This window comes from Roseiconus nitratireducens, assembly GCF_008629675.1.
In the GTDB taxonomy this organism is placed as follows: Bacteria; Planctomycetota; Planctomycetia; order Pirellulales; family Pirellulaceae; genus Stieleria; species Stieleria nitratireducens.
The window spans coordinates 20,931-42,122 of sequence record NZ_VWOX01000017.1 but is presented as its reverse complement, the minus strand read 5'-3'; the positions used below and the strand labels follow the sequence as shown (position 1 = coordinate 42,122).

The window sequence follows — 21,192 nt, the reverse complement described above, 5'->3', positions numbered from 1 at the left end:
GGACGACGGAGCGGGCAACCGACATGGCCGCGGGCGGCCCGCCACCGCGACGCGTGTCCTCATTCGCCGGCAATCGGTGGTCGGCTACAACGGTCGCACCACCGAAGTGTTGCGGTAGTAGTCCAGCAAGGTTTCCAACGACAGCACCCCGCCCCCCATTCCGCTCTTGTTGACGCCGCCGTAGGGCACGCCCTGGGCGAAGACGTTGTGGGCATTGATCCAACTGTTTCCGGCGACCATGGCTTCGGCGACGCGCGCGGCGCGGCCCAGGTCCTGCGTCCACACGCTGTTGGCCAAACCGTAGTCGGTGTGGTTGGCCATCTCAATCGCTTGCTGCTCCGTCTTAAAGGGAGCCAGGTAAGCGACCGGACCAAAGATCTCGTCACGGGCGGCGATGTTGTCCAGCGATCCGGCCAGGAGCGCGGGTTTGACGTAGTAACCGGTGTACCCTTCGACTTGGGCAGGTCCGCCGGGCAAAACGCATTCGGCTCCTTCGGCCTGGCCTTTTTCCAAGTAGCCCAGCACGCGTTCCCGTTGCTTGGCGTTGACGACCGGTCCCATTTGAGACGACGCATCCAGTTGATAGCCAACTTTCACCTGGCGCAACCGGTCCACACATTCGTTGACAAAGTCATCGTAGATCGACTCATGGATCAACCAGCGGGTGGCATCGCAGCAGACCTGGCCGGTGTGAAAGGTGATCGCGCCGGTAAGCTTCTCCGCCGTCGACGAGACATCGACGTCATCGAAGACGACCGCGGCGCCTTTACCGCCAAGCTCCAATTTGACCGGAACCAGGTTTCGCCCGCAGGATTCCGCAACCAGACGTCCGACTTCCGGCGAACCGGTGAACGACATCCGTTTAATCTTTGGGTTCGACGAGAGCGCCGCCCCGGTCGTCCCCCCGCCGCCGGTTACAACGTTGATCACACCATCGGGAATTCCGACCGACTGGGCCAGCCGCGCCAGGTACAGCGCTGACAGCGGTGTGTCTTCGGCCGGTTTGATCACCACGGTGTTTCCGGCGGCAAGCGCCGGCGTGATGCCCCAGCCGATCAACAGAAAAGGAAAGTTCCAGGGGAAAATAAAACCGCAGGGTCCCCATGGTTGCCGCACGGTCCAGGCTTCGTGCCCCTTGACCGCCAGCGTCGTCCGACGCTGCAGGTGTTGAGCCATGTCGGTGAAATAGCGGAGCGTGTCGACAAAGTTTTGGACATCGCCGCAGGCCTGGGCCTCGATCTTTCCCGCGTCGAGGGATTCCAGTTGGCCGATCAGGTGTTTTTGCTTTTCGACTTCGTCGGCCAACCGGTGCAGCAGCGCGGCGCGTTCATTGACCGGCATCGTTCCCCAACCGGACTCGCGAAATGCCTTGGCCGCGACGTCGATGGCGGAATCCACTTCTTCGGCGGACAGTTCCGTGACGGCGGCGATCGGATCGCCACTGCCGGGATCCAGCGTCTGGATGGTTTTTCCTGATTCCGCAAAGACCTCGCCTCCGCCGATAAAACTTCCCAAAGATTCCGATTGAATGAACGCTTCGACTTCGGGAAACAATTTGCGTGCCGTGGCAGTACTCATGGAGATTCCTGTGAGGCGGAGGGGAGGATAGGAAGTGTCGACGAAGCGCGGCATGCGTTCCGTCCGGGTTCGCTGACCAAGCACGCTTGCTGACCAAGCGGATCGGACACGCCAAAGGGATGGCGGACACACATCCGCCCGGATTGCGATCCCGGGAAGCTGCGGTGGGGCTTTTCCGGCGCACCCGGACGCGGCTTCGAAGTCCTGATCATTGTACCGCCCAACCGAACCGGTGCGGGCCGGAACGTCCCCGCTGCTTTCAGGTTCCTGTTGACTCGGCGATCAGGCTTGGGCACGCCTTCGGTCCGGGGTGGCAGATTCCTGCACGTGATCACGAACCTGCTGCAAGAAGGCTTTCTGCAGGCGGCTTTCAAAGCGATAGGGGTTCCAAATCATCGCGATTTCCCGCTTGGGAGGCGTCCCGCTTAAAGAACGATAGACGCGGCGCTTGCTGCGATCGAGCTTGCGGGCCATTTCGGGGACCATCGAGATGCCGTGGGAGAGGGACACCAGCTCCTGCACCATCGCCAATTGGCTGGTTCGTTCCATCATCACCGGTTGGAACGATCGTTGCCGGCAGAACGAGATGATCCCGTCGCTCAAACAGTGGGCTTCGCTGAGCAGCACAAACGGGTAGGGTTGCAAATGTGACAGCCGGATCTGTTTCCGCGAAAGCAATTCATGGTCCGGTGGCAGGACCAGCAACAACTCCTCCTCGAACAGCGGCTCGATCTGCAGGTAACGGGCGGATACCGGAAGCACGAGAAAGCCGACGTCGATCTCCCCTTGGCTGCACGATCGCAGCAAGTCGTCGGTCGTCTGTTCCTGGACGATCAAATTCGCTTCGGGATACTTGGTCGAGAAGGCTTTCAGCAGTCCCGGCAAAAAGTAGGGCGCGATGGTCGGGATTGCTGCAACCCGCAACCGCCCCGTCCGGCCGTCGTCACTGATCTCCGCGGCGGTGTCTTCGACCAAATCCAGAATCTGTTGCGCCCGCGAACGAAGCAGCGTGCCGGCCGCCGTCAGATCCAAGGACCGATTCTTGCGTTCCAGCACCGGCTGGCCCAATTCGGCCTCCAACTTCTGGATGGATCGGCTGAGGGCGGGTTGAGAAATGCCGAGCGCTTCGGCCGCCCGCGTGAAGCTGCGATGCTGGCAGACTTGGAGAAAATAGCGGAGCTGATCGAATTCCACCCGCGCGTCTCCTTGGGGATGCCTTGTGTGCATGCATGATGGTACCGCAATGCACGCCAAGCATCTATCGGGCAGATCGCTGCGTGACCTGCTTGGAAAGCAAGGTGAATCCAATTGCACGTATCGACTCCAGTCACTTCCGCCCCCGCTTCCAGTCGTCCACCTTTCCGAGCCACGCAAAGCCATGCTTTTCTGAAATGCACCCTCCCTCCGGGAGGGTCAAAGGCGAGGCACGAGCCTTTGGGGAGGGTGCCTTCAAGGACCAGCTGAAATCAATGCCGCCAGACCTGCCCTCCCCGCGTCGTCGCAAGCTCCTCCGCGACCCTCCCGGAGGGAGGGTGAAGCAATGCTGCACGACGTCAAGGCAAGAGCGTGCAGGTGAACGCACGCGTGCGCAAGGGTAACGGCGGTGGCGTTTTGAATGGGAGTTCCGTCGCAGCGATAAATGGATAGCATATACGCCACGTCGACCGTCCTTTCGATCGTCGGCTTCCGGCTTCCAGATTCCGACTTGCAGATTCGGACCTACCGCAGCGATAACGTGCCCCAGGGATAACGGGATGTTTTCTGAGCTCTTCGTACACACCCATGTCATCTCCATCGTCGGTGACATTCTGACCATCCAAGCCAACGACGTGGGATTGGGCGACCTGGCGATGGTGGAGAACAGCACCGGCGAGCGGTCGCTGGCGCAGGTCACGGAGATCCGAAAGGATCAGGTGGCGTTGCAGGTCTTCTCGGGCGGTAAGGGCCTGAGCACCGATTGTCAGGTGCGGTTCCTGGGGCACCCGGCCCAGGTCAAATTCTCGCAGAACATCCTGGGACGCATTTTCAACGGCGTCGGCGAGCCGATCGACGGCGGTCCGGCGTTGTCGTCGGAGCCGGAAATCGAAATCGGCGGGCCCTCGGTCAATCCGGTCTTGCGGATCGTTCCCAAGAAAATGATCGAGACCAAGGTGCCGATGATCGACGTCTTCAATTGTCTGGTGGAAAGCCAAAAGATCCCGATCTTTTCGATCGCCGGTGAGCCCTACAACAAATTGTTGGCTCGGGTCGGAATTCAGGCTGACGCCGACATCGTGGTTTTCTGCGGTTTGGGTTTGATCTTTGACGAATTCCACTTCTTCCGCAGCGTGTTTGAAAATGCCGGCGTCTTCCCGCGGACGGTGATGTTTGCCAACTTGGCGTCCGACCCGATCGTGGAGCGGTTGATGGCGCCGGACTTCGCGCTGAAGGTCGCCGAGCGGTTTGCCGTCGAACAGAACAAACGGGTTCTGGTTTTGATGTCGGACATGACCGCCTTTGCGGACGGATTGAAAGAGATCGGTGTGGCGATGGAACGGATCCCGTCCAACCGTGGGTACATGGGGGACCTGTACAGTCAGTTGGCCGTCCGTTACGAACGTGCGTGCGACTACAAGGGTGCCGGTTCGGTCACGTTGTTGGCCGTCACGACCATGCCCGGCAACGACGTCACGCACCCGGTTCCGGACAATACCGGCTACATCACCGAAGGCCAGTTCTACCTGCACGACGGCATGATCGATCCGTTCGGTTCGCTTTCACGACTGAAACAGCAGGTGATCGGATCGGTGACCCGCGAGGACCACTCGGCGGTCATGAACACGATGATCCGATTGTTCTCCGGTGCCCGAGACGCCCAAAAGAAGCAGCAGATGGCGTTCGACCTGTCGCCCTTCGATCACAAATTGCTACGTTTCGGCGAGCTGTTTACCGAACGCTTCATGGACATCGACGTCTCCTTGCCGCTAAACGATGCATTGGATTTGGGTTGGAAGACGATGGCCGAATGTTTCGAGCCGCAGGAACTGCTGATGCGGGATCACCTGATCGAAAAGTATTTCCCGAACAAGCCGGAATCCGCGACCGCGTGAAGTAACCATGGCGCTGGCACTGAACAAGACGACGCTGAAGCAACAGCGTGACCAGGCAAAAACCTATCGCCAATACCTGCCCTCACTGGACTTGAAGCGGCAGCAGTTGCAGGCCGCGCTCAAGACGGCGGTCGCCGAGCAGGAAGCGATTGAGTCAAGCATTGCTCGCTACAACGAGCGAATCGAGCCGCTGTATCCCCTGCTGGGAAGCACCACCATTGCCACCCGCAAGATCACGTCCTTGGTTCGCGTGGGCGAGGTCGTCGTCGAAGAAGAAAACGTTGTCGGGACGCGTTTGCCGGTCGTGCGAAAACTGGAATGCGAAGTCGCCGATTACTCCAAGTGGGTCACGCCGTTTTGGGTCGACACCTTGGTCGATGCGCTGCAACACATGGCCGGATTACGGGTTCGTCACCAGGTCTCCGAGCAGCGTGTCAGCCGACTGGAGCACGCGGTGCGGCGGATCACGCAGCGGGTGAACCTGTTCGAGAAGGTGCTGATTCCCCAGGCCGAAGATAACATCCGCCGAATTGTCATCTTTTTGTCCGACCAAGAACGTGCCGCGGTGGTTCGTTCGAAGATCGCCAAAGGCAAACAACAGTCGACGGACCAGCCGGAGGATGACTCCCTTGCCGTCTCCTGATTGGTCCGGTGACGTCGATCCCCGTCGGCAACCAAATCGGCTTGCCCGGTCCGTCGCAATTGGCCGCTGGGCCCGGCAACCGGGTCGTCCATCCCGCTGTGTTCCCACTTCGTTGAACTGAAACCACCTCCTGCCCCTGTCTGTTTGATCGATGGCCATCGTTCCACTTAGCCGAGTGACCTTTGTCGGATCGGAAGCCCAGCGTGAATCCATGCTGGAGGGCCTGCAGCAATTGGGCTGCCTGCATGTGCTCGATATCTCCGGGGAAGAAGATTCGCAGCCCTGGGAGCACCCCAAACGCAATGACATGCACGCGGCGTTGCGGTACCTGCAGCAGTGCCCGGTTCAGCGTCCCGAAGTCACGCACCCGACGGACTATCACGCCCACCAGATCACCGACCAGGCCTTGGCCAACCGCGACCGATTGCGGGAACTGCACAAGCAGCGGGAAGATCTGGGCGAGGCGATTGAGCGAACTCGGCCGTGGGGCGAGTTTCGGTTGCCCTCCGGGAATGCTTTGAAGGGCCAGTCGCTGTGGTTTTACCGGCTGCGGCATCGACAGCTGTCGGAACTGCCACCGGACACCGTGCACACGGTCATCAATCGGGACCGCGAGTTCTGCTATGTGGTCGTCGTCGCTCCGGAGTTGCCCTCGGAGATGCCGGTTCCGCCGATCGAATTGGATCGGCGCCCGCTGAGCGAATTGCGGGCGGAGCTGGCTCGAGTGGAAGAGGAGATTGAAGCAGCGAACTTGGAACGAATGTCGCTGACACGCTGGGTGAGCCTGTTGCATCGTGACTTGGCCACGGCCGACCTGGAGGTCGAACGCGGCAACGTCAAAGAACTGTTGCGTCGGGACGGTCCGTTGGTCGCCATCCAGGCCTGGGCTCCGAAGAAGCGGTTGCCGGAACTGCAAGAGTTTGCACGCGAGCACGAGCTGGCGTTGTTGGCCAGCCCGCCTTCGGAGACCGACCAGCCGCCAACGCTGCTGCACAATCCGGCGCCGGTCAGCGGAGCGGAGGGAGCGGTGACGTTCTTCATGACGCCTGGTTACGGCAGTTGGGATCCGACCTGGATCATGTACTTGTCGTTTTCCCTGTTCTTCGCGATGATCATGGCCGACGCCGGCTATGGCGTGGTCCTGGGGGCGATCCTGGCGTTCGTTTGGAAGCGTCTGGGTAGCACCGAAAGCGGACGACAGTTCCGCTATTTGGCCGTGTTCATGGTCGCGGTGACGATCGGATATGGGGTGTTGATCGGCAGCTACTTTGGAATCTCACCGCCCGAGGGCTCGCTGCCGGATCGGCTGGTGATCAAATCCGGAGGTGAGCCGGTCATCAACAATCGCGAAGCGATGATGTTGTTTGCGGCGACGATTGGTGTGTTCCACCTGGCGCTGGCCAACGTGATCGTCGCTTGGCAGCTGATCGGCAAGTCGCGGGCGCTCAGCCACGTGGGCTGGGTTTCCGCGTTGATCGGCGGTTGGATGATGGCCTTGGGCAAGATTCCCAAACCGGCCGTCGCCCAGTGGCTGTCGACGCAAGTGGGTGGCAGCGAAGCGGGTTGGGTGAACGGTTTGTGGAACGGCGGCATGGTGCTGCTGGGCGCCGGGTTGGCATTGGTCTTGTTTTTCACCAGCGAGCGACCGTTGTTTTCCAAACGCCCCATCGATTGGTTGATGCGCCCCGTTGACGGTTTGATGGGACTGACGAACATAACCAAAGCCTTCGGCGACGCGCTCAGCTACTTGCGTTTGTTCGCCTTGGGTCTGGCCAGCGCGCAGTTGGCCATCATTTTCAATCAATTGGCTTCGGATGCGTCGCAGATTCGCGGCGTTGGGTTGCTGTTGGGCTTGCTGATCTTCCTGGTCGGTCACACGCTGAATTTGGTCTTGGCCATCGTCGGCGGGGTGGTCCACGGGCTCCGATTGAATTGCATCGAATTTTTTAGTTGGTCGCTCACCGAAGAGGGACAACCATTTCACGCTTTTGGAAAAAAAGGCTGAGTGCCGATGTCTGAACCGTTTTGGAACATGATGGGCATGCTGGGGATCTACGCGCCGTTGGCGCTGGGAGCGATCGGCAGCATTATGGGTTGCAGCGCTGCCGGCCAGGCCGCGTGCGGCGCAATGTTGGATGTGGAAAGTGGATACGGCCGGCTGGTCGGTTTGTCCGCGTTGCCGTCCTCGCAAACGATCTATGGCATCGTCGTGATGCTGTCGTTGAATCGGACCATTGCGATCGACTCGGCGCCGGGATTGTTTGCGATCGGCGTATTGTGCGGAGCCGCGTTGCTCTTTAGCGGGTGGTACCAGGGCCTGTGTTGTGCCTCGGCGATCCACGCCACCAAGAGCAAACCGGAAGTCTTTGGTTTGTCGGCCGCGCCGGCCGCCATCGTCGAAGGCTTTGCCGTGTTCGCCTTCATTTTCGCCTTGATTCTTGCCGGCAGCTTGCCGGCTGCCCCGGTAGCGAGCTGATTGAGATGAGCAACGAAGTGCAAACGTCTTCCCCGCAAAGTGGTTCGGCGGAGGAATCCGCCGGCGTGCAAGGATTGATCGACCGGCTGAAGACCGACGGCGTCAGCCGTGGACAGGAAGAAGCCGAGCGGTTGATCGCCGAAGCCCGTGAGGAAGCGATGAAGCTGGTCGACGAGGCGAAACGTCAAGCCGATCAAATCGTGAGCGATGCCCGCGAGGAAGCTCAGCAACTGAACGAAAACGGCAAGCAGGCATTGCGTCTGGCCAGCCGTGACGTCTCGTTGCAACTGAAGGAAGAGCTGCAGCGCGAGTTTCAGAACCGATTGGGGAAACTGGTCGGCGATTCGTTGCAGAATCCTGACCTGATCCGGCAATTGATTCTGGAGATTGCGGGCGTCGCCGTCCCCAGTGATGCCAAGTCCGGTGATGGCAAGTCCAGCGGCGAAGGCGGACAGACGAAGATCCTGTTGTCCGCGGGGAACGATCCCGCGGCCAACGCGCGGCTGGACGAACTCATTCGAGGCATCGGCGGGGACTTGCTCCGCGAAGGCGTGGAAATCGGTGTCCAGCCGGGCCACGACAGCGGTCTGAGGGTGCAACAGCGCGACCAGGTCGTCGAGGTCGATTTGACCGATCAGGCGATCACCGCGGTCCTGATGCGTTTCCTGGCGCCGCGGTTCCAATCGATTATCGAAGCATCGAACTGACCCGGATTCAATCCGCCCGGACATGACCTCCTACTACACGCTCGTCGCCAGCCTGCCGCCGTTGCCGCAGCCGTTCGATTCCGGACCGTTGCCGATCACCCGATCGACGTTGCGCTCCCGGTTGGATCTGCTCGATGACGACGACCGGATGGTGGTCGACCAGATTTCGAGGTTTTTCGTCTGGGACCGACAGCCACTCGATCGAACCGACGAAGAGGTGTGGCAAACTCACCAACGGTTGATGGAGCAGATTGACAATCCGCTGGTTCGCCAGGTGGTCAATCATCGGTTTGACATGCGGACGATCGTCGCGGCGATTCGACGCAAACGCGACCAGGAAGGACCGCCGATCGGGGTGCCGCCATTGGCGGGCATGATCCGTCGCAACTGGGACGCGCCCGACTTTAACCTTTCCACCCGCTATCGCTGGATCGGCCCCTTCGCCGAAGCCGCCGCGGCGGGGAAAGTGGTCCAGGCCCAACACATTCTGTTTACCGATTTGTGGAACACGTGGACCCGGATCGCACAGCAATACCATTTTACCTTTGAATCGATCCTGCTTTATCTGGCCCGCTGGGAAATCGTGGAACGGTGGACCAGCCGGGACGCCGATGCGGGGCGCGAGCGATTCAACGATTTGATCAGGGAGACCTTGGGTGAATACGCCGAGCTTGACTGAGGACCAGACCCAAACCGCCGAGGCGACCGTCCTGGGGGTCAACGGGAACATCGTCCGCGTCAAAACGATCTCCGGCCACTTGGTCAAGAACGAGGTCGCCTTCGTGTGCGTTGGAGAAGAACGCCTTAAGAGCGAGGTGCTTCGGATCTATGGCGACATCGCCGACTTGCAGGTGTTCGAAGAAACCCACGGGATCCGCTACGGCGATCGGGTGGAACTTTCCGGCGAATTGCTGTCGGTCCAGCTGGGACCCGGGATGCTGGGCGTGATTTATGACGGCCTGCAAAACCCGCTTTCCGACCTGGCCGAGCAGGACGGATTCTTTCTCCGCCGCGGTCGCGATGTTACTTCGCTGAATCCGGAACAGACTTGGCAGTTCACGCCGGTGGTGACGGCCGGCGACCGCGTCGTCGCAGGTCAACCGCTGGGAACGGTGGTCGAAAAGAACATCACGCACAAGATCATGGCACCGTTCGATTTGCAGGGGACCCTGCAAGTTCAATCGGTCGCCGACGGGGAACTCCGTACCGACGCGACCGTAGCCACGCTGACCGATTCGGTCGGCCGCACGATCGACGTCCCGATGGTGCAAACCTGGCCGGTCCGCCGGGCGGTTTCGTCGTCCATGCAGCGCCAGCGGTTGGTGACCCGCGAGTTTCCTTCCGAACCGCTGATCACGACCACCCGCGCGATCGACACCTTCTTTCCCGTCGCCCGCGGCGGAACCGCATGCGTTCCCGGACCATTTGGTGCCGGCAAAACCGTGCTGCAAGGCTTGATCGCACGCTACTGTACCGTCGACATCGTGATCGTCGTCGCCTGTGGCGAGCGTGCCGGTGAAGTGGTGGAAACCATTCACGACTTTGCCGAGATGCAGGATCCGCGCACCGGCGGTCGCCTGATGGATCGGACGATCATCATCTGCAACACGTCGTCGATGCCCGTCGCCGCGCGGGAGGCGTCGATCTACACCGGGATCACGCTCGGTGAGTACTACCGTCAAATGGGCTTGGACGTCCTGCTGTTGGCGGATTCAACGTCCCGTTGGGCCCAGGCGATGCGTGAAACGTCGGGACGGCTGGAAGAAATTCCCGGTGAAGAAGCATTTCCCGCCTATTTGGATTCGGCGATCAAAGGACTTTACGAACGGGCCGGCGTGCTGCAGATGCCCGACGGTTCAACCGGCAGCTTGACGCTGATCGGTTCCGTGTCGCCCGCCGGTGGCAACTTTGAAGAACCGGTGACGCAGTCGACACTCAGCACCGTGAAGTGTTTCCTGGGGTTGTCCTACGCCCGCGCCTACAAGCGGTTCTATCCCGCCATCGACCCGTTGATCTCCTGGTCGCGGTATCGGGAACAATTGCAGGACTATTTCGACAAGGAAGTTCATCCCGATTGGACAGCTAGCGTTTCGCGGATGCATCAAATGCTGCGTGACGGCGAAAACGTCTATCAAATGATGCAGGTCACCGGTGAAGAAGGTGTGACGGTGGAGGACTATGTCATCTACCAGAAATCCCTGTTCTTCGACATGGTGTACCTGCAACAGGACGCATTCGACAAAGTCGACGTGACGGTGCCTTTGGACCGCCAGCGGGAGTGCTTCCTGCTGTGCAAGCGGCTGATTGATCGGGAGTATCGATTTGTCGACAACAACCAGGTCCGTGACTTTTTCACGCGTCTGACCGGCTTGTTCAAAAACCTGAACTACAGCGAATACGAATCGGACCAGTATCGACAGTACCTGGACCAGATCACGGAACTGGAACGTGAGTACGTCTCGGGCGACCATCGCCAGGAATCCGCCTGAGCGCGGCGGTCGTTCGCGGGGAGCGCCGCTGGTGACTCGTGAAGTCGTCGGCAACGCGGCCCGACGCGCCGGTACCGCTGCGAGATTCCTTCGGAATCCGGCGCTTTCACGTAGGTGATGAATGTCCCATGAACCGACCCGATCGTGACGACGATGCCCGCTGTGCCGCCTACCTGAAAGCCGCGGCCGATCCGCTGCGGATGCGGGTGATCCGGGCTTTGCAGGCCGGACCGATGAGCGTTTCGGACTTGGCGTTGTTGGTCGAACAAGACATCGGCGTGGTCTCGCACCACTTGCGAGTGCTGTATCACGCCGAAGTCGTTCAAACCCGCCGCGAAGGCAAGTTCATCTATTATTCGCTGTGTGAACATCTACGGCCTTCACGCAAACGCAGCGATTCCGGCGTGTTGGATTTCGGTTGTTGCCGGTTGGACGTCGGGCAGGGCGAGGAAGGTTGCCGGTAACACGCGCTTACTTCAAGTACCTTCCTTGACTTCAGTCGCGAAGCGGCAAAAGCCCCCTGCCGTGGGCGCAAACCGACGGAAACAATTGCCCGAGACACCACGTTCTCTGGTTCACCCTCCCGCGAGGAGGTCGTGCAGCTTTGAATCACCCTCCCTCCGGGAGGGTCGCGGAGGAGCTTGCGACGACGCGGGGAGGGTTGTCCGGCCCGATTGATTTCAGTGGGTTCACGAACACACCCTCCCCAAAGGCTCGTGCCTCGCCTTTGACCCTCCCAGAGGGAGGGTAAATTTCAGAAAAGCACGCTTTTCCCTCGATCGGAAAGCTGCACGACCTCCGAGGGTCGCGGAGGAGCGTGCGACGACGCGGGGAGGGTTGTTGCTGAGCCATGCGTTTTTGACATTTGCTACGGGTTCTGCCCTCCCCGGCAGCCATCGGATTGACGAACAATCTGACGATGCTAAGAATATTGCATTGTTTCGGCCGTGGCCGAATCTCCGTCCGCTTCTCGCAGCGCCCCCCCCTCTGGAACTTTCGATGCCATCTCCGATTCGGTTCATCATGATCGGCGGCTTTCTGGGCGCCGGAAAAACCACCCTGATCAGCCAATTGGCCCGCAGGTTTCAGGCCGAAGGCAAACACGTGTGCGTGGTCACCAACGACCAGGCAGCCGGTTTGGTCGATACCGAATTGCTCCGCAGCCAGGGTCTGGAGGTCAACGAAGTGGCGGGGTCATGTTTCTGCTGCAATTTTCACGGCCTGACCGGTGCGATGGAAGAATTCGAATCGCGGCAACGGCCGGACGTGATCCTGGCCGAACCGGTCGGCAGTTGCACGGATTTGATCGCGACCATTTCGCTGCCGATGATGGAGCAAATGGGGGAGCGGTTCTTGCACAGCCCCTACGCCGTGGTGCTCAAACCCAGTCACGGTCTGAAGATTCTGTCTGGAGAAGGCAAAGGCGGCTTCTCTCAAAAGGCGGAATACATCTTTCGCAAGCAGTTGGAAGAGTCCGAGATCATTCTGATCAACCGGATCGACGAGTTGACCGCTGAACAGGTCGCCACGCTGCGGGAACAGTTGTCCGAGCAGTATCCCGGTCGGCAAATCATTTGTTTGTCGGCGAAGACCGGGGAGAATCTGGACGCGCTGTGGGAAACGCTCGCGGCGGAGGCTTCTTCGCGTGAGGCGACGATGGAGGTTGATTACGACGTCTATGCGGATGGCGAAGCGGAACTGGGTTGGTTGAACGCAACCGTTTCGGTCACGGCGGCGAAGGCAATCTCGATCGACCAATTGGCTCAGCAGTTGGTCGACCGGCTTCGTCAAGCGATGCTTCGGGTGCAAGCCGAGCCCGCCCACCTGAAGATTCTGTGTTCATCCGGTTCCCACGTAGCGGTCGCCAACCTGGTCAGCAGCGACACACCGACGATGCTTTCGATTGCATCGGACGCGGAGGCGGAGTCGTTGTCGGTCATCATCAACGCTCGCGTCTGCTTGGACCCCGAGGCGCTGACGGGGATGGTCCGGGACACACTGGATGCGATGGCGAGCGATTCCGGATTGACGATCCAAGTCGACTCGATCGAAAGTTTTCGTCCCGGGCGGCCCGAGCCAACCTTCCGCGTCCAGCAGTAGCGACACCTCGGCTACGTTTCTTACGCCTGGATTCCTCGCATTCCGCTTGGCTTTCGCAACGAGCACGCGCATTTCCAGGCTCCCGCGGCTCGTCGACTCCGACCGGGGCGATGTCTCGGTTTGCCTTGTTGCGTGAAACCTTCCGGAACAGCCTCCCACGGTCCGTCGCTTTTCCGTTGGTGATTTCGCTTGAAGTCACGACGCCTCGCGGCGCGGGCGCTGCATCGCTTTGGGCGCGGAGCGGGAATGCCTAAATCCTGGGCAATCGCCGGGTGGGCTGCACCAACTTCTCCAGACGGCGACGGCCGGTAGTGGGGCTGCGATTCTCCTCACGTCGCTGCGGCGGGATTCACGGTCCCGTAATCAGACTCACGGGTGAAAAACGGAGGCACGGCACCAATCTTGCACCCCTGAGTATAGATCTGCCGGCAGCACGGTTGTTGCCTCCAAAACATGCACCAACGACGCAGGTTTTCACGTGATCTTTAGAACATTGAAGTGGGTCCGCAACGGTTTCGAACGGCGTCGCGCGACCGAACTGGTCCCGCCGCGAACCTTTGGCCGCCCCAGCTCAACGCGGGGGAATGCCGCGGGAGCCTTTCGCCGGACGACCGGGTGGGCCGCGGTCCTTGGCCTGGTCGTTTTCGCCTGCAGCGGATGCTCTTCGAACGAAATCACGCTGGCCGATTTGGAGGCCGCGGCCAGCAACGTCGACGTGTCGGATCTGGACGCCGACTCATTGATGAAGGAATCGGAGTCGCAGTTGGATCTGGAGAAAAGCGACTTGAAGTTCGGCTTCATCAAGCTGACCGACTGTGCCCCGTTGGTGATCGCCAAGGAGAAGGGCTACTTCGCCGATGAGGGGCTGAACGTCGAAATCGAAGCCCAATCCAACTGGAAAGTACTGTTGGATCGCGTGATCGACGGGCAACTTGACGGCGCTCACATGTTGGCCGGTCAGCCGATCGGAGCCACGATCGGATTCGGGACGAAGGCGGACATCATCACCGCCTACAGCCTGGACTACAACGGCAACGGGATCACGGTCAGCAACGAGATCTGGAAGCAGATGCAGGAGAACGATCCTGATTTGCAGTCCGAGAAACCCGAACACCCGATCACGGCCGATTCGCTCAAGCCGATCGTTGAGAAGTTCAAGCAGGAGGGAAAAGACTTTTCGATGGGAATGGTGTTTCCCGTCAGCACGCACAACTACGAGATCCGCTACTGGTTGGCCGCGGCCGGAATCCACCCGGGCATGTACACGGCCCAGGACATCACCGGCGTCCAGGATGCCGACGTGTTGCTCTCGGTGACCCCCCCGCCTCAGATGCCCGCGACCCTGGAAGCCGGAACGATCTACGGGTACTGCGTCGGGGAACCCTGGAATCAGCAAGCGGTGGTCAAAGAGATTGGAGTGCCCGTCACCACCAATTACGACATCTGGAAGAACAATCCGGAGAAGGTCTTTGGAGTGACCAAGGAGTGGAACGACACACATCCCAACACGCACGTGGCCGTGGTCAAAGCATTGATGCGCGCAGGGAAATGGCTGGACGCGGTGGATGAAGACGGCAATTTCCTGAACCGACAGGAAGCCTGCAAGATTCTCAGCGGGTCCGAGTACGTGGGGGCCGACGAGGACGTGATCGATAACAGCATGACCGGCACGTTCGTGTTCCAGAAAACGGATGTCCGCCCAATGCCGGACTTCAACGTGTTCTTCAAATACAACGCCACCTACCCGCACTACAGCGACTGTGTCTGGTTTCTGACACAGATGCGACGTTGGGGCCAGATCACCGAAGCCAAGCCGGCGGAATGGTACGAACAGACCGCCAAGCAAATTTACCGGCCCGACATTTACCGCAAGGCGGCGGAGATGTTGATCAGCGAAGGCAAATTGGACGCGACCGAAGTTCCGCCGCCGGACTACGACGGCTATCGCGAACCAACGGACGAGTTCATCGACGGGAAAAAGTACGACGGGAAGGATCCGTTGGGGTACCTGTCCAACTTTGAAATCGGGCACACCGAATGAAAGAGCAGCTCGCGCTCACATGAATCGGGGGTGGTCGGCAGCGGGTTCCGCCTGCCACGTCTGCCGGCCGCCTTCGGTTTTCGGTTCGTCAATCATCTCGCATCTCGACAATCATCCTTTCCACTCCCACTCCAAAAGTTTCTGTTCATGAACGTCCGTGGCAACGCTCTCAAGTTTTGCAAGGTCGCCGGCCTTCCGGTGCTGGAGCCTTTCGTCCGTTTGTTGGCCGGAGAGGACCCCAAAGAGCAGTTGGCAGGAATCACAAAATTCGTGGTGCTGCCCGTATTCACGGTGTTGATCTTTTTGGGGCTGTGGTCGCTGGCGGCCAAAACGATCGTCACCGGCAGCGCTCGGTTACCGGGGCCGAAGGCGACGTGGGACGCGGGCGTTGAACTGTTTGAGATGCATCGCCAGCAGAAGGCAGCTGACTCCGCGATGCGTCAGGAAAAGCTGACGCAAGCGGTTCAATCGATGGCCAAGGCGAAGGTGCTCGAACAGGCGGCTGCCGAAAAAACGGGATCGGCGAAGGAAGAAATGCTCGCATCGGCGCTGACCTACAAGCAGGACGCCGTTCGGGCGGCCAACTTTGTACCTTCCAGTGCCCCGACCTTTGTCGACCAAATCATCACCAGCTTGAAAACCGTCTTCTTCGGATTTGCAATCGCCACGTTGATCGCGGTACCGCTAGGCGTGCTGTGCGGGATGAGTCCCTGGTTCAATGCGGCGCTGACCCCTTTCATCCAGGTGTTCAAACCGGTCAGCCCGCTTGCATGGCTGCCGTTGGCCGGTCTGGTCATCATCTGGGCTTACTCGGGCGTCAACCAGGAAGACACCTATTTCCAAAAGGCGTTCCTGATTTCCGCGGTGACGGTTTCACTCTGCTCGCTGTGGCCGACGCTGGTCAACACCACGCTGGGAGTGGCCAGCGTGGACAAGGACTACATGAATGTTGCCAAGGTGCTGAAGCTTTCCTGGCCGCAACAGCTGTTCAAAATCATTTTGCCGGCCAGTCTGCCGCTGATGTTTGCCGGACTGCGGATCAGCCTGGGCGTGGGTTGGATGGTGTTGATTGCTGCCGACATGCTGGCCCAGAACCCTGGGTTGGGAAAGTTCGTTTGGGACGAGTTTCAAAATGGCAGCAGCCAAACGTATGCCAGGATCGCCTTCAGCGTGATCGTGATTGGCGTGATCGGATTGATGTTGGACCGCATCATGATCTTTCTTCGGAACCTGGTCAGTTTCGGTAACCCGCACGCGGCCTGATCGGTTCGGTCCGCCGCCATTCGATGCGTCGGCACGCACCACGGAATCAATCACAGGAAACACGACATGAATGCCATCGCCAGTGCCGAAGCCGCTCCGTCGTTGATAGCGTCTGAGGCCAGTCAGCACGCACCGGCTCGGACCTCCGCGCCGCAGCCGATCATCACGCTTCGCAACGTCAGCAAAGGGTACGGCAGTGGCGTCACCCGCAACGAAGTGTTGACCGGAATCAACCTGAATCTGCGTGAGGGTGAGTTCCTTGCCGTCGTGGGTTTTTCAGGAAGCGGCAAGACGACACTGACGCAACTGCTGGCGGGACTGATTCGCCCCGACGAAGGCGAAATCATGATGGACGGAAAGCCGATCACTGGCCCGAGTCCTCAGCGTGGCCTGGTCTTTCAAAACTATTCCCTGCTGCCATGGCTGACCGTGCGGGGCAACATCGCTTTGTCGGTGGACCGCGTTTTTCGCAGCTGGAGCCGGGCGGCGCGTCGCGAACATGTCGACAAGTTCGTGGAAATGGTGGGGCTTTCGCACGCCGTCCATCGCCGGCCGCACGAACTTTCCGGGGGCATGCGGCAGCGGGTTTCACTGGCGAGAACTTTGGCGATGAAACCGAAGGTTCTGCTGCTTGACGAACCGTTGTCGGCACTCGATGCGTTGACCCGCAGCGTGATGCAGGACGAGATCCTGAAGATTTGGGAGGAGGAGCGGCAAACCTGCCTGATGATCACCAACGACGTCGACGAGGCAATCTTGGTGGCCGACCGAATCGCTCCGCTGAATCCTGGGCCGCGTGCGAGTCTCGGTCCGGCGTTCACGGTCGGCCTGGATCGTCCGCGTGACAAGACGGAATTGAATCACAACGAACGGTTCAAGCAACTACGCAACGCCGTGACCAACTACTTGGTGGCCGTTCGTCAGAAGTCACGTCGCGATCAATCCGGGGGACAAACGGCAAGCATCAAGCGTCCGGATATTCGCCCCGCCGACCTGGGAGGCCCCCGCCGCGCGATCCTGAATTCGCCGGTTTGATTCAAAAAACGATGATTCGCACGAACGACAACACACAACTTCGACGGGAACGGTGACGGCATGGCTGGCTACATCGAAATGTTCAATTTGGGAAAGACGTATGACACGCCCAACGGGCCGGCGATCATCGTTGAAGAGTTCAATTTGAACATGGAGCAGGGGGAATACGTTTGCCTGCTGGGCCACAGCGGATGTGGAAAGAGCACCGTGTTGACGATGGTTGCTGGTTTGAATCCGATCACCACCGGCGGTGTGGTGGTTGCCAACAAAGAGATTGACGGTCCGGGGCCAGATCGCGGCGTCGTCTTCCAGTCGCCCTGTCTGATGCCCTGGATGACCGCCATGGACAACGTCCTGTTGGGCGTGGATCAGGTCTACCCGCATGCCCGCAAGAGCGATCGACGCGACATGGCGGCGTACTACCTGACGCTGGTCGGATTGGGCAACAGCTTGAATACGCGAGCCGCGGATCTCAGCCAGGGAATGCAGCAGCGTGTAGGAATCGCCAGGGCGTTTGCCTTGCGGCCGAAGATGTTGCTGCTGGATGAGCCGTTCGGGATGCTCGATTCACTGACGCGGATGGAGTTGCAGGAGGTGCTGCTGGAGATCTTGGTGCAGGATCAGGTGACCACGTTGATGATCACTCACGACGTGGACGAAGCGCTGTTCATGAGCGATCGCGTCGTGATGATGACCAACGGTCCACGGGCGCGGGTCGGGAAGATCTTTGAGATCCCGTTTGATCGGCCACGTCATCGCACCGAGGTGTTGGAACATCCGTCCTACTACGACCTCCGCGGTGACATGATCGGTTTCCTGGAAGAACAGGATCACAAGAAATTGCTTGCCGACGCGGCCAAGCACGAGGCCAAGAAGGCTTCCGGAGACCCTCCGGCGCCCGCGGCATCTGATCAACAGCCGGTCGACGCACTTTCCCCCACCGCCTAGCCGTTTCCCACGAACCGAACACGATGACTTCTGTTGCCAAATTGCGACTGCCCGACCACAGCTTTCTTTCCGACGCGCAAGTGTTGGAAATTCATGATGGCGGCGCCGGAATGACTGATGACAGCCGGCTGGACGCCCTGGTCTACCGGACCATCGAAAGTGGAAATGCGGGGGTCGAGAAACATCCGGACCTGCTGCCCGGCGGGACGGCGGCGGTCTTGACGATCCCGGTCTACCGTGAACAAGAACTACGTTCGCTCGTGCTTTTGGCAGCCAAACATGATCCGCCGCCTGCCGTCGTTCACCCAGAACCCGTCGGTGTTTTCGAGGTCTGGGAACCGGTCGGTCCCTATGAAGAGGTCGCGTTGGCGTCGGGCTATTACGGGAGGATGGAACGGTTTCAGAACGTCAGCACGTTTGTCCGCTTCGAGCGTGGGAACGGATTGCCCGGCCAGGTTTGGGAACAACAGACCGCTGTGATCCACGACGACCTGGGCAATCACCCTGGGTTCCTGCGAGCCGCCGGCGCGTCGGCAGACCTTCTGCAGACCGCGGTGGGCATTCCGGTGATCGCCGATCAGTTCCGATCCAGTGTGTTGCTGCTGAGCGCGCACCGCACGCCGATCGCTCGCGGGTTCGAAGTATGGCGTCGCTCCGATGACGAATTCGTGCTCCAACAGGCAAGTTACTTCGAACTGGGTTCAGCCTGCCAGGTTTCGCCCGGAACGACGATGAAACGTGATGCCGGCTGGGCTGAACTGCTGCTCCAGGCGGGCGGCGCCGTTTTGAGCGTGGAACCCACGATTTTGACGCACGCGATTGAATTCCCGGAGGATCAAGTCGTGCCAGATTGTGGGATCGCGATTCCGCGTTTTGATGGCCAGTCGCTGGTCAGTTTCATGACGATGCTGTTCTAACGAGTCAAACGGATGTCCGTCACCACGCACGACCGAACTGATCAAACCGCTGACTCCGGTTCGTCCGCGCTCCATGCATTCAACCTGGTCGAGGAATTGCTGAAACAGCAGCAACAGTTGACCGCGGTGGAAGCCTTCAGCCTGTACCACGACGAAGGATCGGCCGATGAGGCATCGTCGGAACCGGCACAGGCAAAATTCTACCGATCGCTGCTGCCGACCACGGCTCCGGGCCCCGGGCAACAACTTGCATTTGAAGTCGACCTGGACGCCTGTAGCGGATGCAAAGCCTGTGTCGTGGCCTGCCACACGCTGAACGGGCTGGAGGACAGCGAGAGCTGGCGAAAGGTCGGCTCGGTTTCACTCGGTCACTCGCCGTCTTCCTCAGCTGCGCCGCTTCCGGTTGTCCCCCTACCGAAATCTCCGCCCACAGAGAAATCCTCGCCGACCGTTACCAACGACTTCGGCGTCCAGCACGTCACCACGGCATGCCATCACTGCGAGGATCCCGGTTGTCTGAACGGTTGCCCGGTCAAAGCCTATGACAAGGACCCCGTCACCGGGATCGTTCGTCACTTGGACGACCAGTGTATCGGTTGCAAGTACTGCACGATGATGTGTCCGTACGAAGTACCCAAGTACAGTAAACGGCTGGGCATCGTCCGCAAATGCGACATGTGTCACAATCGATTGGCCGTGGGAGAGGCACCCGCCTGCGTGCAGTCCTGTCCCAACGAAGCGATCCGAATCCGCATTGTGGATCACTCCGATCCCGCGGAGTGGCCATCCGGCCTTGATCATTCATCGGTGGCTCCCGAGCCATCGCTTGCTCCGGGCGCTCCGCCGTCCTCGATCACCCGACCGACCACGGTTTACCGCAGCGACCGGATGGAATCCCTGGGGTTGCCCCAGGATCACGAGCTCGACGAGGTCGCCGAAAGCCACTGGCCGCTCGGCGCCCTGTTGATCGCGACGCAGATCAGCGTCGGCATGTTGATCATCGAGAGGGCGGTCAGTGCCATCTTGAGGCTCGCGGGGGATCCAATGCCAACGTCGGTCACCGCGGCCGTGGCGACGCTTTCATTGCTGATCGGCGCGATCGGTCTGAACCTGGCCCCGTTGCACCTGGGGCAGCCGCTTCGAAGTTGGCGAGTCTTCCTGGGTTTGAAGACCAGTTGGCTCAGCCGCGAAGCGGTCGTTTTAGGTCAATACGTGGGAATCTTGTCGTTGGCCGTGGGACTGTTTTGGTTGCCGGTCGCCGAACCGTATTTGCCCGAAGCGATCACCAATCTGACGGATCGATTTGTCCCTTCCTGGGCGGCAAAATTGATGCTCTTCGCCAGCATCCCCGTCGGTCTGGCGGGCTTGTACTGCAGCGCGATGATTTACATCGCCACCAAACGTCCGCTGTGGCGGCACGCGAGAACCTTACCGCGGTTCTTTGGAACCACGCTGATCGGCGGGCTGTCCGTCGTGCTCGCAGTGACCTTGGTCGCGGCTTTCTGGTTGAACATCAGCACGATTCCTGTGGCCGTGACGACAACTTTCATGGCGCTGGCGGCATTCGCTGCGGTGGTCGGGAAGCTGCTTTGGGAATACGCGATTCACCTGGGACCGAGTCAGACCGCCGAGCATCAGCACGATCGACGTTGCAAACGTTTGACCACCGATCAGCTGTCATCACTCCGCCGCATCCGACTGACGTCGGGATTTTTGTCCGCACTGGGGTTCGCTGCGGTGGCGGTCAGTGTCGTCGCCAGCGGGCCGGATTCCATGTTGACGGTTGGGTTGAGCATGATCGCGGCCGTGCTGGCAATCCTGGGCGAAGTTGGCGAGCGTCTGCTGTACTTCATGTCGGTCGTGTACGACCGGATGCCAGGGACACTGCATTGAATCTTCACACGGA

Annotated in this window: 17 protein-coding genes; 15 read left to right on the top strand and 2 right to left on the bottom strand. The window is 59.9% G+C overall.

All coding sequences use genetic code 11. The features are described 5' to 3' along the window. Positions 1 to 84: 84 nt before the first annotated feature. The gene (locus tag FYK55_RS23265; protein WP_150079024.1) at positions 85 to 1,578 is read right to left on the bottom strand and encodes an aldehyde dehydrogenase family protein; all 1,494 of its coding nucleotides are present in this window, start codon (positions 1,576 to 1,578) and stop codon (positions 85 to 87) included. Positions 1,579 to 1,860: 282 nt separating this feature from the next. Further along, entirely contained in the window at positions 1,861 to 2,772 is a 912-nt protein-coding gene (locus FYK55_RS23260; protein ID WP_150079023.1) for a LysR family transcriptional regulator, read from the bottom strand. Positions 2,773 to 3,332: 560 nt separating this feature from the next. Here FYK55_RS23260 and FYK55_RS23255 point away from each other — a divergent pair. The 15 genes from FYK55_RS23255 to FYK55_RS23185 all read left to right on the top strand — a co-directional run bounded on the left by FYK55_RS23255 (position 3,333) and on the right by FYK55_RS23185 (position 21,179). Continuing rightward, entirely contained in the window at positions 3,333 to 4,667 is a 1,335-nt protein-coding gene (locus FYK55_RS23255; protein WP_150079022.1) for a V-type ATP synthase subunit B, read from the top strand. Between the two features lie 7 nt (positions 4,668 to 4,674). Next, positions 4,675 to 5,310, top strand: coding sequence for a V-type ATP synthase subunit D (locus FYK55_RS23250; RefSeq protein WP_150079021.1), 636 nt, complete (start codon positions 4,675 to 4,677; stop codon positions 5,308 to 5,310). Positions 5,311 to 5,461: 151 nt separating this feature from the next. Then, the gene (locus tag FYK55_RS23245; protein WP_150079020.1) at positions 5,462 to 7,315 is read left to right on the top strand and encodes a V-type ATP synthase subunit I; all 1,854 of its coding nucleotides are present in this window, start codon (positions 5,462 to 5,464) and stop codon (positions 7,313 to 7,315) included. 6 nt (positions 7,316 to 7,321) lie between these two features. Next, positions 7,322 to 7,786, top strand: coding sequence for an ATP synthase subunit C (locus FYK55_RS23240; RefSeq protein ID WP_150079019.1), 465 nt, complete (start codon positions 7,322 to 7,324; stop codon positions 7,784 to 7,786). Between the two features lie 5 nt (positions 7,787 to 7,791). Further along, entirely contained in the window at positions 7,792 to 8,493 is a 702-nt protein-coding gene (locus tag FYK55_RS23235; RefSeq protein WP_150079018.1) for a hypothetical protein, read from the top strand. Between the two features lie 22 nt (positions 8,494 to 8,515). Next, positions 8,516 to 9,172, top strand: coding sequence for a DUF2764 family protein (locus FYK55_RS23230; RefSeq protein ID WP_150079017.1), 657 nt, complete (start codon positions 8,516 to 8,518; stop codon positions 9,170 to 9,172). Continuing rightward, positions 9,150 to 10,982 carry a V-type ATP synthase subunit A gene (locus FYK55_RS23225; protein WP_235908925.1) on the top strand — a complete coding sequence of 611 codons (1,833 nt, stop codon included), beginning with the start codon at positions 9,150 to 9,152 and terminating at the stop codon, positions 10,980 to 10,982. The genes FYK55_RS23230 and FYK55_RS23225 overlap by 23 nt, the downstream gene beginning before the upstream one ends. A 128-nt stretch (positions 10,983 to 11,110) precedes the next feature. Beyond that, complete coding sequence (locus FYK55_RS23220) at positions 11,111 to 11,446, top strand: ArsR/SmtB family transcription factor (RefSeq protein ID WP_150079016.1); 336 nt, start codon at positions 11,111 to 11,113, stop codon at positions 11,444 to 11,446. 535 nt (positions 11,447 to 11,981) lie between these two features. Then, positions 11,982 to 13,082: a GTP-binding protein gene (locus tag FYK55_RS23215; RefSeq protein WP_235908924.1), complete on the top strand. Its 1,101-nt coding sequence runs from the start codon at positions 11,982 to 11,984 to the stop codon at positions 13,080 to 13,082. A 478-nt stretch (positions 13,083 to 13,560) separates the two neighbouring features. Continuing rightward, positions 13,561 to 15,123, top strand: a complete 1,563-nt coding sequence (locus FYK55_RS23210) for a CmpA/NrtA family ABC transporter substrate-binding protein (RefSeq protein ID WP_390621763.1) — start codon at positions 13,561 to 13,563, stop codon at positions 15,121 to 15,123. 147 nt (positions 15,124 to 15,270) lie between these two features. After that, positions 15,271 to 16,386 (top strand): ABC transporter permease, encoded by a 1,116-nt coding sequence (locus tag FYK55_RS23205; RefSeq protein WP_150079015.1) that lies wholly within the window; start codon positions 15,271 to 15,273, stop codon positions 16,384 to 16,386. A 66-nt stretch (positions 16,387 to 16,452) separates the two neighbouring features. Further along, on the top strand, positions 16,453 to 17,421 hold the full coding sequence (locus tag FYK55_RS23200) for an ABC transporter ATP-binding protein (protein WP_150079014.1): 969 nt from the start codon (positions 16,453 to 16,455) through the stop codon (positions 17,419 to 17,421). 60 nt (positions 17,422 to 17,481) lie between these two features. Further along, positions 17,482 to 18,369 carry an ABC transporter ATP-binding protein gene (locus tag FYK55_RS23195; protein ID WP_150079013.1) on the top strand — a complete coding sequence of 296 codons (888 nt, stop codon included), beginning with the start codon at positions 17,482 to 17,484 and terminating at the stop codon, positions 18,367 to 18,369. Positions 18,370 to 18,392: 23 nt separating this feature from the next. Then, positions 18,393 to 19,286: a GAF domain-containing protein gene (locus tag FYK55_RS23190; protein WP_150079012.1), complete on the top strand. Its 894-nt coding sequence runs from the start codon at positions 18,393 to 18,395 to the stop codon at positions 19,284 to 19,286. Positions 19,287 to 19,298: 12 nt separating this feature from the next. After that, complete coding sequence (locus FYK55_RS23185) at positions 19,299 to 21,179, top strand: DmsC/YnfH family molybdoenzyme membrane anchor subunit (RefSeq protein WP_150079011.1); 1,881 nt, start codon at positions 19,299 to 19,301, stop codon at positions 21,177 to 21,179. Positions 21,180 to 21,192: the final 13 nt, after the last annotated feature.

Bases quoted from the DNA above. Each gene is read 5' to 3' on its own strand.
- FYK55_RS23195 (WP_150079013.1), top strand. From the start codon at position 17,482: ATGGCTGGCTACATCGAAATGTTCAATTTGGGAAAGACGTATGACACG.
- FYK55_RS23235 (WP_150079018.1), top strand. From the start codon at position 7,792: ATGAGCAACGAAGTGCAAACGTCTTCCCCGCAAAGTGGTTCGGCGGAG.
- FYK55_RS23255 (WP_150079022.1), top strand. From the start codon at position 3,333: ATGTTTTCTGAGCTCTTCGTACACACCCATGTCATCTCCATCGTCGGT.
- FYK55_RS23220 (WP_150079016.1), top strand. From the start codon at position 11,111: ATGAACCGACCCGATCGTGACGACGATGCCCGCTGTGCCGCCTACCTG.
- FYK55_RS23215 (WP_235908924.1), top strand. From the start codon at position 11,982: ATGCCATCTCCGATTCGGTTCATCATGATCGGCGGCTTTCTGGGCGCC.
- FYK55_RS23185 (WP_150079011.1), top strand. From the start codon at position 19,299: ATGTCCGTCACCACGCACGACCGAACTGATCAAACCGCTGACTCCGGT.
- FYK55_RS23205 (WP_150079015.1), top strand. From the start codon at position 15,271: ATGAACGTCCGTGGCAACGCTCTCAAGTTTTGCAAGGTCGCCGGCCTT.
- FYK55_RS23190 (WP_150079012.1), top strand. From the start codon at position 18,393: ATGACTTCTGTTGCCAAATTGCGACTGCCCGACCACAGCTTTCTTTCC.
- FYK55_RS23245 (WP_150079020.1), top strand. From the start codon at position 5,462: ATGGCCATCGTTCCACTTAGCCGAGTGACCTTTGTCGGATCGGAAGCC.
- FYK55_RS23230 (WP_150079017.1), top strand. From the start codon at position 8,516: ATGACCTCCTACTACACGCTCGTCGCCAGCCTGCCGCCGTTGCCGCAG.
- FYK55_RS23240 (WP_150079019.1), top strand. From the start codon at position 7,322: ATGTCTGAACCGTTTTGGAACATGATGGGCATGCTGGGGATCTACGCG.
- FYK55_RS23265 (WP_150079024.1), bottom strand. From the start codon at position 1,578: ATGAGTACTGCCACGGCACGCAAATTGTTTCCCGAAGTCGAAGCGTTC.
- FYK55_RS23250 (WP_150079021.1), top strand. From the start codon at position 4,675: ATGGCGCTGGCACTGAACAAGACGACGCTGAAGCAACAGCGTGACCAG.
- FYK55_RS23200 (WP_150079014.1), top strand. From the start codon at position 16,453: ATGAATGCCATCGCCAGTGCCGAAGCCGCTCCGTCGTTGATAGCGTCT.